This is a genomic window from Sphingobacterium prati (assembly GCF_013167215.1).
GTDB classification, from domain to species: domain Bacteria; phylum Bacteroidota; class Bacteroidia; order Sphingobacteriales; family Sphingobacteriaceae; genus Sphingobacterium; species Sphingobacterium prati.
The window spans coordinates 236,986-252,948 of sequence record NZ_JABJWY010000024.1 but is presented as its reverse complement, the minus strand read 5'-3'; the positions used below and the strand labels follow the sequence as shown (position 1 = coordinate 252,948).

Below are 15,963 nucleotides of genomic sequence, written 5' to 3'. Positions count from 1 at the left end.
AGCTTCTGTCCGTACAATAACTCATCCTAAAGTGAGTGGTTATAAATTAATTTTAAAATGGCAACACCTAGAAAAGAACAATCGACAAACACAGAGAATCTCCAAACTTTGGCACAGGCATGCGATGTGAACGAAGTACTACTGCAAATATCCCTGCGTTGGAAAATGCAGATTTTATATTGCATTGCAGAAGATGTATCACAATTCAGTACGTTAAAAAAAATGTTTCCAACGCTCTCAGATCAGGTGTTGAGTAAACGTTTGAAAGAGCTGAAGGAGGAATTTTTGGTTGTTACCGAGGATATTGAAAATACCACACCCCCTCAGATTCGCTACAGGCCAACAGAGAAAGGCAAGGAGCTGCTCAAGATTATCTTGGACCTCCATAATTGGGGACTAAAGTGGAGAATTGCGGGAAATGACTATTGCCATATGAATGTACAGCCCTGATCGACGTAGGGTCGATAGGCTGTTTTTATTTGTTCTTTGCAATTCTAAATCCGAGGTCTTCAATTTTAAATTTTAAGGGATGGCTCCGTCGGCGGGTCGTTGCCATCACGCCCCTTTCTAAGTCACAAAAACCACCTCCACGGAAAATACGGTAAGAACCATATACTTCTGTATCGTATAGGTCTGAACACCATTCCCAAACGTTGCCCAACATATCATAAAGCCCCCAGGGATTCGCTGTTTTCTGTCCAACGGCATGCGTTCGATTTTCTGAATTGCCCTTATACCAGGCGATCTGATCCAGTGCCCCATACCTAATTCCGGTTGTCCCGGCTTTACAAGCATATTCCCATTCGGCTTCTGTGGGTAAACGAAAGCCATCGGCTGATTTTTCAAACTGTATTTCTCCGCTTTCCTCTTCAATAAAATAGCTAGGTGTCAATCCGTTTCGGAGCGAGAGCTTATTGCAGAAAATCACAGCTTCTTTAAATGTAACAGTTTCAACAGGAAGTAATTTACCTTTGAAAGTGCTGGGGTTTTCATTCGTTATATCGAAATATAAATCTTGTGTTACAGGAAATTTCTGCAGTAAAAAGGGCACGATTTCAACAGTCCATTTCTCTTTTGTCCGATCGTCGCGTAAATCAATTCTTCCCTTGGGTATTTCGACCATCTGGTCTAAAATTTTTGGGCTCTTCTGCATACTATTTGAATTCATCGGGCTAAGGAGATTTAATTTTCATTCTTCTGTGGATGAAGATACTTAAACTTTTGCTAGTTAATACAAAAGCTAGATTTGTCTTTTTTAACCTTGCCAAAAGAAGGTCGCATGCTTCTCTCAATTGTAAACTTGAATTTACGTCCACACAAAGCTTTTTATTTAAACGTTAAGAGGTTTTCAAAGTACCAATTGCTGATATTGCCAAAAGGCACAGGACTTACCGTTGCCGAAATCGAAAAACTAAAATAGTTTAACTTATTCCTTTCGGTAAAATCTAAACAATGTTTTCTATTACTACAATAACACCTTAAAAAGGAGTCTTTAGTATAATTTATAGCAAAAAGCCAAGAATTTTCTTGGCTTTTTGCTATTTATAAACTATTCGGGTTCTCGACCGGTAATAATGCCCATACGATTCCATGCATTCATAGCCACAATGGTCATAACCTCAGTAAGGTATGGCTGCCCCAGCAACGCCGACATATTAAATTTCGTCGCTTACACCTGCGTAGAAATCAGCGTCATCTGCTCCATCAATGCTACTAGTATGGCCCTTTCTTGTCCGAAAAGAACGACGTATCCGGCCAGTGCGACAAAACGTATATACGGCGGGCATCCTCGCTAATGGCTATGGCATCTCGGATATGTTTGTCGATACAATAGGTACAGCCATTTATTTGGGATACCTAATTTTGATCAGGTCGGCATGGACAAATATAAATCCATTATAGCCTACCTTTAGGGGACTGATTAAAAAAACACTATAGTCCAGATGCAATTTTTTAAACATCAATACAGATGGATACCAAAAGTAAAAAAGGCTTATACATTTTGACGAGATACTTACTACCAGGGAATCTCACCTGTCTCAGGATTGGTTTCTTCGCAGAAAAATTTTCCGGTAACACCATCGTTGCCAATAAGTGCATACTTGACAATACGCTTCGCGGCATCTTCGATGGTGCCCGTGCCACGATTGAAGTTTAAGTCTGTTTTTGTAAAACCAGGACTCACCGCATTGATCTTAAAATTGGTATCCCGCAGTTCATAAGCCAGATTGACTGTATACATATTCAAGGCTGACTTTGACGATAGATAGACCGAACCTTTATGGTTATAATATTTATAATTTGGATCACTGTGCAAGGTGATTGATCCCTGGCTGGAACTTACCATCACTATCCGTGGTTCGTCTGATTTCTGGAGCAGATCCAAGAAGGCTTGTGTCACCCTGATCACGCCATAAACATTGGTCTCATAGACTGTTTTATAGATTTCTACGTCTGTGTCAATCGCCGTCTGGGGCACAAATGACCCGTTCTCGCTCAGTTGTACTCCGGTAATGCCGGCATTGTTGATCAGTACATCCAGTACCTCAGTTTTTTCGCCAATAAGATGACGGGCATGTTTAACGGATTCATCGTTCGTGACGTCTATTTGCACAGCTTCTACTGCTGTCAATCCTTCTTGCTTGAGCCCTTCGGCGGCTAGTATCCCGTTTTCCAGACTTCGGCTTCCCAGATAAACATAATATCCTGCCTGTAGTAATTGTCTTGCTGTTTCCAGACCAATTCCTTTATTGGCTCCGGTGATAAGTACTTTTTTCATTGCGTTGATTTTAATTTACTGTTGTAAAGCTAGCGCTGTTAAAACCAAAAGTATTTACCATTTGGTAAAAAGTGTGTAACGATCGGCGACTATGGCTTTAGGCCGAGATATAGATCAATATAGGGTACAAAAATGTAAGAACGTGAAAAGCGCAGACTTTGTAATATAAAAAATACGAAAACGTTGTAGTTAAATTACGAAAACGTTGTAGTTAAATTCTCATTCTTAGTTTTTTGTCTAATTATACTAAATAATCAGGCTATCTATTTATAAGACGACTATTGTTTTATATTGAAAATCGTGTTATTGAGACAAAATAGCAGTTTTTTGATACAATTGGGTCCTGATTTTCTAAAAGCTAATCTAGACTTTTACAGTTAAAATTCCTTGATAAGAGGAAGCCAATTATAAAATTTCTAAATCACTCAAAGTAAATATTGCTTTATGAGAAACAATTGTAAACTAAAACAAAACCATTCTTTTGGCTTTGGAAAGGGCAAATGTAGTCCTTCTTCCTGGCTGATGTGCCTGGTCGCTTTTGGTAGCCCTACCGTAGCATTAAAAGCGAGTACTCCCTTAAAATCGATCGATAGATTGATTGTCCAAAACCGAGAAATTACGGGCAAGATATCGGATAGCAACGGCCAACCGCTGTCTGGTGTTACTGTAAATGTGCAGGGAAGTAGGATCAGTGCAGCCTCAAAGGTGGATGGTTCGTACCTCATCGCGGTACCCCCTGGCGCAGAAAAGCTTGTGTTTAAGCTTATTGGGTACGAGAGCCAGGAGATTGTTATCACGCCAGCTAAGGTGCTCAATGTGGTATTGAATTCATCAGCAGATGAGCTGGACGAAGTCGTGGTGGTGGGCTATGGCACCATGCGAAAAAAAGATCTGACCGGATCGGTGACGCAGATCCACCCGGATCGCATAGCCAATGAAAACCCAAAAACGGTACAGGATATCCTACGCGGTACGGCGGGGATGAATATCGGCTATGACGCCTCAGCAAAAGGCGGTGGTTCGATTGAGGTGCGTGGTAAGCGTTCGGTCTATGACAGCAACAGTGGGCACAACAATCCTTTGCTTGTATTAGATGGGATGATATTCTATGGCGAGCTCTCCGAAATCAACCCGGATGATATTGAACAGATCGACATCTTAAAGGATGCTTCGGCTGCCGCTATTTATGGTTCGAAAGCGGCCAGCGGTGTAATTATCATCAGTACAAAAAAGGGTAAACAGGGTAAGCCGACGATCAACATGACCATGAATGCCGGTGCTACGCAATTGAGCGAGTACCGCAAAAGATTCAGCCCCAGCGCTTATCTGCAGCACCGGGAAGATTGGTATACGAAGAATACCTATGGCATTAACCCCGAAACAGGCCTATATGAGGCTTATCAAACGCGGGATGAGAATGGCAATTTAACGGTACCTTATGGATTTTACCTAAGCCCAGACCAGCTGCCTTCGTCATTATCGCGCGATGCCTGGCGTGCGCAGTCAACAAATGAGGATGGCGAATCTGATTTGAGTATCTGGGGCCGTCGACTGGGTCTGCAGGGGAATGCACTGCAAAATTTTCTGAACGGCAAAACCGTGGACTGGGAAGACCATGTCTTTCGAACAGGCTTTAACCAAGATTATAATGCCAGCATTAGTGGTGCAAGTGATAAGGTCAATTATTACATGTCCATGGGGTACCTTAAAAATGAGGGAACAGTCATCAGTGATACCTACAAGGCTGTTCGGGGAAATATGAAAATCAACGCACATGTTAATCGTTGGCTGGAATTGGGGGCCAATGTTAATTTTCAGGATCGCTCGGACGGAAACATAGACATCGACCTGGATCAGACGCTGCGGAATAGCCCTTACGCGGATTATGCAGATGCCAGTGGCAATCCGCTACAGTATCCACTCAGTGAACAGTTTAGTCAGCGGGGCTATAATTATGATTTTCAGAAAAAATACCTTGAACTGGATAAGGGCTACACCGTACTGAACTCGATCTTCAACGCGAAGATAAAATTACCATTCAATATCACGTATTCCTTTAACGCATCACCGCGTTTGCAATACTTCCACGACCGTTATTTTATGTCAGCGGAGCTTCCTGGATCTAATCCTGCCGATCGGGGTGCAAACCGTGAGCAGACAAAACGATTTGACTGGTCGCTCAACAACACCATCAACTGGGAACAGACCTTTGCAGAGAAGCACCGTCTGATGGTGACCTTGGTACAGGAAGCGGAGGAACTGCAATCGTGGAAAGACCGTATTGAAGCGCGTAACATTTTACCGTCGGATGCACTGGGCTTTCACAATACAAAAAATGGTTCGAAAGAAGATAGCAGTTTTGATAGCTACGATAGCCATCAAACAGCGGATGCCTTATTGGCCCGCTTATTTTATTCGTATGATGACCGTTATATGCTAACGACCTCCATCCGGCGGGATGGTTATTCGGCTTTTGGTACCTCAAATCCCTATGCTACTTTTCCCTCTTTGGCCCTGGCCTGGAACTTTAGCAAGGAGAAATTCTTTAAATGGACGGACGTGATGGATTACGGTAAACTACGTGTTTCCTACGGTAAAAACGGTAATAGACAGCTGGCAGATCCCAATCTGGCGCTCGCAAATCTCTATTCGGGCAGTGGCAAAATGCATGGTTACCTCAACTCCGCCGGTGAGCTGGTCCAATATCGTTATCTGATGGTGGATCGTCTGGCCAATCCGAACCTGCAGTGGGAAAAGACGACAGCATGGAATTTTGGTCTGGACTTTGGATTCTTAAAAAACCGGATTTCGGGGACCTTGGAATATTACCTGATGCAGACCCACGATATGATCATGGAGCAGAAGCTGCCTAATTTTACGGGATTTGGCAGCATCACAACGAACTTGGGGCAGGTGGATAACAAAGGGATTGAATTGACTTTAAATACGGCCAACCTCCAAAAGGAGAACCTGCGATGGTCCACAACATTTAGTTTCTCGTATAACAAGAACCAAATTGTGCATCTCTATAATAACTACGAAGATGTGCTGGATGCAAATGGAAATATTATCGGTCGGAAGGAAATGGATGAGATTTCGAATGGCTGGTTTATTGGCCAGCCCATCGGTACAATATGGGATTATCATGTCACTGGCATCTGGCAGGCGAATGAAGCTGCCGAAGCAGCCAAATATGGACAAGCGCCCGGCGATCCGAAAGTGGCCAATATATACACGGCGGATGATGTCGTGAATGCGGACGGCACAAAACCTGTCTATAATAATAACGATAGGGTGTTTTTAGGACAGACTGACCCGCGCTTCCGCTGGGCGATGCGCAATGAGTTTACCTTATGGAAAGACCTCAGCTTTTCATTTAACATCTATTCGTCCATGGGGCACAAGAGCTTGTCGGGCAACTATCTGAACAACGATGACGATGGTGGGCGTATGGCGTATGGACTGGCCAATCTGCCGGAAAAAGAATACTGGACGCCAGCTAATCCAACGGATCGGTACGGACGTATCGAGGCGAAAGGGCCAATCGGGGCAGAGGGGGCACAGCGGCTTTACGACCGTTCATTTATCCGCCTGGACAATATTTCTGTGGGCTATACGCTGCCAACATCCTTGACATCCAGGTATAACTTAAATCGGGTCAAGCTGTATGGAACGGTGCGCAACGTTGCCACCTGGACCAAAGAATGGGAATATGGTGATCCGGAAACCTTTCAATCCAGCGATAACCCCAATGGATGGGCATCTCGCGTATATACCTTCGGAGTGAATTTATCTTTATAACCTCTTAATTGATGGACATGAAATATACTTTAAATAAATCCAAATCTCTCGGCAAGGGTATTGCAATTATACTTGCGGGTACGCTGGCCATAAGCAGCTGTTCGAAAGGATTTCTACAGCCAGATCCACTGTCTATATACTTACCCAATGAAACCTTTAATACCGAGTCTGGACTGCTGTCGGCGATGGCTATATGTGATCGCCACCTCAAAGGCTATTGGGCCACAGATCACAATGAAATGCTGACCTTGGGTACCGAATATATCTTCTCCGAACTGATGGTGGCCAGCAACACGGACAAACGGAGTATGATGGCGGACGTCGCCAACATGCTGACGCCGACTAGCGACAACTCCAGTTTGCAAAATTTAGACCGATCAAATAGTATGTGGTATTTATGGCAGGAAACCTATAAAGGCATTAGCTATGCCAATACAATTATCAAGTATGTGGACCAAGTGCAAGCCTTGAGTGAACAGGATAAAAATGCCTACAAAGGACGTGCTTACTTTCATCGTGCATTCCGTTATATGGCATTGGTATTTCAGTACGGTGATGTGCCTTTGGTGACGACCATCATTGACGTACCCAAACAAAACTACCGGAGTACCAAACGTGACGCCATTTTGCAGATGATTACCAAAGACCTGGAATTTGCCGTACAATGGGTACCCGATCAGAAAAACATGAACTTAATAGGCATGATCAATAAGGGAGCCTGTCGTATGCTGCTGACAAAATGTTACTTGGCCCTGGGGGAATACCAAAAAGCGAAAGAACAGACGGATATCCTGATCGATCAATCGGGCTACGCTTTAATGACCGAGAGCTTTGGAACATTTAACGATGGAGGTGAGGCACAGACCTGGCCCATTAGCCGCAATGTCATCTGGGATATGCACCGCCCCGAAAACAAATTAATTCCAAGTAATCGGGAAGTGATCATGGGGATGCCCAATCGCGGTGCCGAAGCGGAGTCGTTTGTGAAAATGTTAACCATGCGTATTTTATATCCCTTCGTATTCGATAGCCGAATACAGACAACGGATGGTAAACAGGCCTTATTGAATATTAAACGAAATAGTCCGGATTACAACGCAAAATATGATTATATGCGCGCCTTCGGTAGGGGCATCGCTACTTTCCGCCCTACGTCTTTCCAGTCAAAGGGGGTATGGTCTGTCAACGGTAAGCTAGATGAAGGCGATTTGAGACACAGTTCAAAAGTGGGAAACTGGGTGCGCATGGAAGATTATAAGGTAAACAATAAAGCCTCAAAGGATTTTGGAAAACCAGTATCCCTCAAAGATCCACAGACGGGCAAATTACTATGTTCGGATTCCATCCGCCGCTGGTATGATGTGCCCCACTATAAATTCTTCCTGGATGACCCCGTCAATGACGCGAACATCAGTGGATCGGATGGCCTGCGGGGAGCCACAAATGGTGGTATTGCCGACTGGTATTTGTATCGTTTGGCTGAGGCTTACCTCTTGCGTGCCGAAGCAAAATATTATATCAATCCATCTGACGGAACAATAAAAGATGATTTAAACGTGCTGCGCCAACGGGCTAGATGCAGTGAGCTGTATCAGGGCCCAGTGACCATCGGTGACATTATGAACGAGCGGGCACGTGAACTATATTGGGAAGAATGGCGGAATGTGGAATTGAAGCGTGTTTCTGTGTGCCTTGCACGCAGTGGCAAACCCGATGAATGGGGGAATGTGTATAATCTGGAAAATTTTGACAAGCAAAGTGGTACAGATGCCACCGGTGGAAGCTACTGGTACCAACGTATTGTGCATTATAGCTTGTACAATAAGGGGATCATTCATGTGAGCGCCACTGGGGTAAGCGATATCAATTATACGATGGATAAAAAGAATATGTACTGGCCAATTCCGAATGTCGCGATTACCTCCAATATTAAAGGACAATTAAAGCAGAACTATGGCTATGACGGTTATAACCCAGCAACTCCGGTATGGGATAAATGGGAGGATGCGGTAGCGGATGAAGCAAAAGTAGAATAGGCATGTCGTATGTCCTGAACCGGTGTTCAAAAAGGAGAGTCGGTTCAGGATTTTTTCAAACTCAGTAATTTAAAATTAATAGCTTCTATTATGATAAAAAATGTGTTTTTGTTTTTATTAATTCTTCCGATTAAATTTTTAATCGCTCAATCGGAACTGGCAGCCTTTCCTGCGGGTGCAGACCCAAAAGAAATAGGCCATAAAATTGCGCATCGTTTCATCACGGGCAAACATATGCTTCATGCGGGTAAATGGATCAGTTATCCGGAAACTTTTTACTGGACGGGGACCATTAATTACGCCCACCTGACGGGGGATCACGTGCTGATGCAGGCTATGAAGGATCGCCTTTCCAAATTAACGGCAAGCGAGCCGCAGCTGCTTCCCCCTAAAAATCACGTTGACTTAAATATGTTCGGAAGTCTCCCCTTACGCTTATATCAGCTTAGCAAAGATAAAAACTATCTGGATCTAGGGCTGCCTTATGCGGATACACAATGGGAAGTGCCGCAAAATGCCAATCCAACAGAGAAAGATTGGGCGCAAAAAGAATACTCTTGGCAAACTCGCCTTTGGATTGACGATATGTATATGATTACGATCGTACAGGCAGCGGCGTTCCAAGCAACAGGCGATCCGAAATACCTGGATCGTGCAGCCAAGGAAATGGTGCTTTACCTGGATGAGCTACAACGTCCTAACGGTTTATTTTATCATGCGCCGGATGTACCCTTCTACTGGGGACGCGGCAACGGATGGATGGCTGCGGGGATGACCGAATTATTGCGTATGCTCCCGCAGGATCACCCGGATCGACCGCGTATCTTGAAAGGTTATCTCACCATGATGAATAGCCTCAAAAAATACCAGACCAGAAGCGGCATGTGGAATCAATTGATCGATCAATCGGACTGTTGGGCAGAAACTTCTGGATCGGCCATGTTTGCCTATGCGATCATATCGGGTGTTAAGCAGGGCTGGCTGGAACCAAAAAAATATAGTCCGGTGGCTCGGAACGCCTGGTTGGCTTTGGCAAAATATGTGGATGATAAAGGTGCGGTATCGGAAGTCTGTGTGGGTACCAATAAAAAGAATGATAAACAGTATTATTACGACCGTCCCCGACATACGGGCGATTACCATGGACAGGCTGCTTACATGTGGTGTGTCAATGCGTTGTTGGAATAATTTGACCGATAGGCTGTTATCTTTGCTTTAGGCCAAGAATTTTCTTGGCCTGTTGTATTTAATAGGAAGAGGATATCTTTTTTAAAAAAAAATAGTCTATTGATTTAGTAGATTTTATTATAAACTTTTCTATATTTACATATTCGTTGAATCAATTGGCGTTGGCAACGATATTAAACAGAGTTACTAATTAAACTACTAAACCGCATGAATACTATAATTTACACATCGTATTCCTTTAAAAAACAATTTCTTAATAGCAATAGCTTGAACTTGACGGGGCGAATGTGTGGCTGAACGAAATTTCCAGTTGATTTCAAAAGACAACATGTTCTTTTGAAACGTTGATGAAGTATCTATAAGTGATCGATTGGCGTTGGCACTTGTTCAGTACACTATTTAAACTCGCATTCATGAAAAAAATCAAGCATGCAAAGCATATCCTGTTTTGTGTCCTGTTCACCATGTCCTTTATTCCGGTGAAATTATTTGCCCAGATAGCTGGTGAACCTATTATTAATGCAACCTTACAAGGTAAAATTGTTGACTCCATTTCTGGCGAACCCCTGGAGGGTGTTACTATCCAGCTGGAGGCCGTGACGCATAGCGTAAAAACTGATGAAAAGGGAAACTTTCATTTTGTGACCGGTCAGAAACTTCCTTTCACCCTGATGCTCTCGTATGTTGGCTACGAACGCAGGAAATTGGTAGTCAATGCTTCTCCGGTCTTAATCAAATTGCAGCGCTCGTCGGACAACCTGGACGAAGTGGTTGTGGTGGGCTATACAACGGTGGGCAAAAAGAATCTGATTGGTTCAGTGGAGAAACTGGGTCTAAAGGGGGTGATTTCAATCCCTACCGGCAGTTTCGATGCGCAATTGCAAGGTAAGGTGGCCGGAGTTCAGGTCAGTAGCAGTACCGGTGTGCCGGGCGAGGCCCTAAATATCCGCCTCCGTGGTGCCACTTCCATCAATGCCAACAACAATCCGCTCTATGTAATTGATGGAGTATTTGTTAACTCCGAGAGTCTCCAGACCCTAAACACAGGCGGTAAAGCGACCTCTCCAATAGCTGACCTAAACCCCTCGGATATCGAATATGTAGAGGTGCTCAAAGATGCGGAAGCGACAGCATTATATGGTTCAAGAGGAGCCAATGGTGTCATTTTGATCACAACCAAACGGGGTAAAAATGGGCAGTCTACCAAGATCGACGTCAATTTGTACGCTGGCAGGGCAAAAGCGGCAAAGCTGTGGGAGCTAACAACTGGCCCTGAACATGCTGAGCTCGTCAATGAATATAACCGTAACATCGGCAAACCTGAACCTTTTGTTTCAACCGCTCAGGGTGGTCGTGGACTGCCTTCAGAGCAGCAGACTTACGACCGACTTTCGGAAGCATTCCGCTCTGCAGGGATATATAGCGCTGATATTTCGCTATATGGCGGTAGTGATAAAACGACTTATTATCTAGGCGCTGGATATAATAAGCAGGAGTCTATTCTGCGCCCTATCGCTTTTGACCGGGCAAGTTTTCGGTTTAATCTGGACCAAAAGATCAACGAACGTCTTAAAGTAGGCTCTAGCAATGCAATTTCACGGACAGGACGTAATCAGGGAAGGGCCGGAGATGGACCACAGGGAGGAATCTTGCAGGCGGCCTTGCATACGCCGACTTATCTTTCGCCCTATAATGAACTGGGGGAGCTGGTCGGAAGGGCGGGCTTTGATAATTTGACGCTGCTATTGGATAATTACGATGTAGGCTCGATCAGTCTCCGGTATATCGGTAATGTCTACGGAGAATATCAGATCTCTCCACATCTTAAATTTCGATCGACCTTCAGTGTGGACTACAACCACTATGATGAGCATGAGTATTGGAATAAATTTTTGATCGCGGGCAGCCCCAGTGGCTCGGCAACGTCGGCCATAAGCCAGTCGACAACGTGGATCAATGAACAAACGTTGACTTATCGCAAGCGTTTCGGTACCCAGCATTCCTTTGGCCTACTTCTGGGAAATACTTTACAAAGCAGTACATTTTCCCTCACCTCGGCTACAGGAAAAGGCTTTGCCTCCAATGATTTTAAGATTATTGGATCTGCCGCCAATACCACCAGCTTTCAGGATTGGGACAAATACAACTTAGCGTCTTTCTTTGGACGCATCGACTATGGTTTTGCGGATAAGTACCTGATCGATTTTTCGCTTCGGGCTGATGGTTCGTCAAAGTTCAATAAGGGGTATCAGTGGGGGTATTTTCCTGCAGTGGGGCTGGCCTGGCGATTGAGCAAGGAAGATTTTCTCAAGGACGTTTCCTTTGTCAACGACCTCAAGATCCGAAGCAGTTATGGGATTACGGGCAATCAGAGTGGGATCAATTCCTTTGCTGCCCGACAGCTTTGGTCTGGTGTAAATGGTGCTTACCGTGGCGTAGCCGGTATGTTTCCCGAACAATTGGCCGACGAAAAATTGACCTGGGAGCAAACTTCACAATTCAATATTGGTCTTGACGCTGCGCTCTTTCATAATCGCTTGTCATTTGCTTTCAACTATTACGATAAACAGACCAAGGATGGACTGTTGACAGCGGTATTGCCCGGAACAACGGGCTACGACAATTACCTAAACAATGCTGCTAAAATAAGTAATAAAGGGCTTGAATTCAGCCTCAATTCGACCAATATCCAACGGAATTACTTTAGCTGGACGACTTCTTTTAATATTGCGCGAAACGTCAACAAGATTGAACAGTTAAGCAAGCCCATGAACTTTGGTAGCCGCGACCTGATTCTGTTTAAGGAAGGAAGCCCAATGTACTCTTTCTGGGTCTATAAGCAGCTTTATGTGGATTCCCAGACTGGCGATGCTGTCTATGAGGATGTCAATGGGGATGGCAAAATTACGACAGATGATCGCCAGCTCTTAGGGAGTATATGGCCTGATTTTTTTGGTGGAATCTCCAATAATTTCAGCTATAAAAACTGGGACTTGAGCGCCTTTCTGAGTTTTTCAGTCGGTAATGAGATCTATAATCATAACAGGTTCTTCGGTGAGGCCGGTGGAGCCCGCGATGCTGCCCGCGTGATTTTCAGGTCGAATCTGGACCGTTGGCAGCAACCCGGTGACATCACCGACGTACCCAGATCTGACGGTATTAACAATAACAATTACAAAGATGGTGGCGGACGATGGCTAGAAGACGGCTCTTACCTGCGCTTCCGCTCCCTGAGTATAGGCTATAACCTACCGGCAGCAGCACTTGAAAAGCTCTCGCTGACCAAACTGCGGGTGTATGTGCAGGCGACAAATTTGTTCACTTGGACAAAATACACTGGTCTGGATCCCGAATCTGCGGCAAGCAGCTCGGCAAACGAACAGGGAATCGACCTGGGCACGCCACCACAACCACGGAGTTTTCAATTGGGTGTTAATCTAACCTTGTAACGACAACATGAAAAAATATTATCTCTATCTATTGGCCTTAGTTTTCTTTTCGTCCTGTTCCTCCTTTTTGGATGTGGACCCGCGGACTTCCATATCCGGCGATCAGGTGATCAATGACGAAACTTCGGCCAAAGCAGCATTAAATGCGGTATATGCTGCCCTGCGTAATTATTATAGTGTCAATTATCAATCCATTGCCTACCTCTCCGGTGACAATATCGAATGGACGGGGTCGCAGTCGCAAATACAGGAATTTATCAATCATAAAGTGAATGCCGAAAATGCAACCCTGGCCACGGCATGGAACGGGATCTATAAATCCATTGACCGGGCCAACAATGTGATCCGGGATTTAACGGAATATGACAAAACGAATATCAGCGAGGCGGTAAAGCGGAGCATACTCGGTCAAGCTTATGCCATCCGGGCCTTGAATTATTTTGACCTGGTCCGGGTCTGGGGCGGTGTGCCAATTGTCACGGCACCGACGACCAAGATCGGGGAGAACATGGGCATCGCGCGGAGTAGCTCGGATCAGGTCTATGCCCGTGTGCTTGAAGACCTGAACACGGCGGAAGGCTTGCTGAGCAATACAACTGACCGCACGGCTTTTACAAAAAAGACCGTACTGGCGCTCAAAGCAAGATATTACCTTTATCGTCAGGATTGGCAACAAGCCATCCAATATGCTAACGGGCTGCTTTCAGATCCGGATTATGAACTCCTTAGCCCTTATTATAGTTTTTTCAAAAATGACGTGACCGAAACCAAGGAGTCTGTATTTGAACTTTTTTACAGTGCAAATGAGCCCAATCCGCACCGCGCGCAATGGCAGCCGCAAACCAACGGGGGGACACGTCAGTGGGCACCCAATGCGGCATTGGTCAAACTATTGACCAACCCGGAAACCGGTGGAGCGCGTAGCGAGCTGATCGCCAAGGATAACCAGGGTAGGTGGTATGGCAACCTCTACTACCGCGATCCGGCCAAGGATCCCACCTACATCATTCGCATCGCTGAAATTCTGTTTATCCGCGCGGAGGCAAGCGCACAACTGGGCAACTATTCACAGGCTCTGACGGACCTCAATCGGATCCGTCAACGCGCGGATTTGGATGCGCGTCCCGCTCCGGTAGACAAAACTGATATTTTACAATGGATAGGCGAAGAGCGCAGGCTGGAATTTGCATTTGAAGCACACCGCTGGTTTGATCTGGTCCGTACGGACCGTGCCAAGCAGGTATTGGGGATCCAAGAGGATTTCCGCTTGTTGTTGCCTATTCCTTATAGTCAATTGTTGGCTGATCCAGTGTTGAAACAGAATCCAGGTTATTCACGCTAAAAATATAGATCATGACAACAATACAAACACTTTCGATTACCCCCTTCTGGAAAAGATATGTCCTGCGTCTGAGCATTGTTTTTATCCTTTTGCTCAGCGTACCCTTACAAGCGGACTTCTATCGTCAGCTGGTGGGCATCAGCTGGCAATACCTGCCGAGCGATCTCTTTAATCTTGTTATTTTCTTGCCTCATTTCTTTGGGGATATATCACGTTTTTCCGACTGGTTTTTACTGCTGGCCGTGGCCGCGCTTGTGGCAAGTTTCTGGACCGCTAAAGATCGCATCGATCCAGAAAGGGAAGCTACGCTTTTCTATTTTCTACGCATATTCGTCCGCTTCCGACTGGCTGCTTTGCTGTCCGTGGCGGGGTTAACAAAGTTATTTGCCATTTTTGCACCGGCACTTTCACTGAGCCATCTGAATACACCTTATGGCTATTTTGAGGATTGGAAACAGCTCTATCTCAGTTTGTCGGCAGCACCTGCTTATGTTGTTTTTTTAGGTGTTGTCGAATTGCTGGCGAGTTTTCTCCTGTTGTTTAGGCGTACCTCCTTTTTGGCCGTTCTCATCATTATACCTTTTTATGGAAACGTGTTCCTGGCCGACCTGGCCTACGGTGGTCGCTATTATCTCGCTTCGGCTTTTGCCGTATTACTGACGTTGCCTATTTTCTTTTATGATGCGCAGCGTTTGGTCAGGCTCGTGATCCATTTTGATTATACCTTTCCGCAGCGATGGCGATTTGATTGGTCTAAGGTACACCTGGGCTATTCCCGATGGATTTTTAAAATACTCTTTGTATTGGTCTTTATCGTTATTGCTGGTTTTAAATCATATGAGGTCAGTACCACATCATCGCTCTATTATCCCGAACAGGCAGGGCTACCGGATATTGCCGGTAAATACATTGTGGATGAATTTGTTGTCAATGGGGATACCATTCCGTTTTCGCCCACTGATAAACAGCGTTGGCGAGATGTTGTCTTTGAGCAATGGAACACCTTGAGCGTGCGCATAAATAAACCTATAAAAACGGTTTCACCCACCAAATTCTTGGAAGGCCAACATCGGGACTATGAGTACACTCAGGTAGGGGGCAGGTTGTACTATCAATATACGACAGCGTCCAAGAATACGATCCTGCTGAAAAATCCGAATCCGGCTTATCGCGGCGACAGCCTGCAGTTGCAGTTGTTACGGCCAGACAGTACACATATTCGACTTTACGGAACCAATTCATCTGGAGACACGCTCTCTATAGCCCTGCAGAAGCTAAATAAGAAGTATTTGCTCTACCAGGTTGGCAAACGCGGCCGCGACCGGCTGGGCTTTAAATTATAATTGACGGTAACTTTAAATCGAAAAA

Annotated in this window: 10 protein-coding genes; 8 read left to right on the top strand and 2 right to left on the bottom strand. The window is 45.0% G+C overall.

The window, feature by feature from the left end; translation table 11 throughout:
* Positions 1–57: 57 nt before the first annotated feature.
* The gene (locus tag HPC41_RS07125; RefSeq protein WP_172393341.1) at positions 58–450 is read left to right on the top strand and encodes a winged helix-turn-helix transcriptional regulator; all 393 of its coding nucleotides are present in this window, start codon (positions 58–60) and stop codon (positions 448–450) included.
* Between the two features lie 25 nt (positions 451–475).
* Here the strand turns inward: HPC41_RS07125 and HPC41_RS07120 are convergent, their stop codons facing one another.
* The gene (locus tag HPC41_RS07120) at positions 476–1,168 is read right to left on the bottom strand and encodes a formylglycine-generating enzyme family protein (RefSeq protein WP_216660686.1); all 693 of its coding nucleotides are present in this window, start codon (positions 1,166–1,168) and stop codon (positions 476–478) included.
* Positions 1,169–1,707: 539 nt separating this feature from the next.
* Between HPC41_RS07120 and HPC41_RS25315 the strand changes: the two genes are divergently transcribed.
* Positions 1,708–1,902 carry a hypothetical protein gene (locus HPC41_RS25315; protein ID WP_246250454.1) on the top strand — a complete coding sequence of 65 codons (195 nt, stop codon included), beginning with the start codon at positions 1,708–1,710 and terminating at the stop codon, positions 1,900–1,902.
* Between the two features lie 115 nt (positions 1,903–2,017).
* On the opposite strand, the gene HPC41_RS07110 is transcribed toward HPC41_RS25315, so the two are convergent.
* Positions 2,018–2,779 (bottom strand): SDR family oxidoreductase, encoded by a 762-nt coding sequence (locus HPC41_RS07110; RefSeq protein WP_172393339.1) that lies wholly within the window; start codon positions 2,777–2,779, stop codon positions 2,018–2,020.
* A gap of 444 nt (positions 2,780–3,223) precedes the next feature.
* Here HPC41_RS07110 and HPC41_RS07105 point away from each other — a divergent pair, with 444 nt between their 5' ends.
* From HPC41_RS07105 to HPC41_RS07080, 6 genes are all read left to right on the top strand, one after another.
* The gene (locus HPC41_RS07105; RefSeq protein WP_216660685.1) at positions 3,224–6,580 is read left to right on the top strand and encodes a SusC/RagA family TonB-linked outer membrane protein; all 3,357 of its coding nucleotides are present in this window, start codon (positions 3,224–3,226) and stop codon (positions 6,578–6,580) included.
* 17 nt (positions 6,581–6,597) lie between these two features.
* Positions 6,598–8,616, top strand: coding sequence for a RagB/SusD family nutrient uptake outer membrane protein (locus tag HPC41_RS07100; RefSeq protein ID WP_172393338.1), 2,019 nt, complete (start codon positions 6,598–6,600; stop codon positions 8,614–8,616).
* A gap of 102 nt (positions 8,617–8,718) precedes the next feature.
* The gene (locus HPC41_RS07095) at positions 8,719–9,804 is read left to right on the top strand and encodes a glycoside hydrolase family 88/105 protein (protein ID WP_288812409.1); all 1,086 of its coding nucleotides are present in this window, start codon (positions 8,719–8,721) and stop codon (positions 9,802–9,804) included.
* Between the two features lie 413 nt (positions 9,805–10,217).
* Positions 10,218–13,253 carry a SusC/RagA family TonB-linked outer membrane protein gene (locus tag HPC41_RS07090; protein WP_216660684.1) on the top strand — a complete coding sequence of 1,012 codons (3,036 nt, stop codon included), beginning with the start codon at positions 10,218–10,220 and terminating at the stop codon, positions 13,251–13,253.
* 7 nt (positions 13,254–13,260) lie between these two features.
* Positions 13,261–14,595, top strand: coding sequence for a RagB/SusD family nutrient uptake outer membrane protein (locus HPC41_RS07085; RefSeq protein ID WP_172393336.1), 1,335 nt, complete (start codon positions 13,261–13,263; stop codon positions 14,593–14,595).
* Between the two features lie 11 nt (positions 14,596–14,606).
* Positions 14,607–15,938, top strand: coding sequence for a DoxX family protein (locus tag HPC41_RS07080; RefSeq protein ID WP_172393335.1), 1,332 nt, complete (start codon positions 14,607–14,609; stop codon positions 15,936–15,938).
* Positions 15,939–15,963 lie beyond the last annotated feature (25 nt).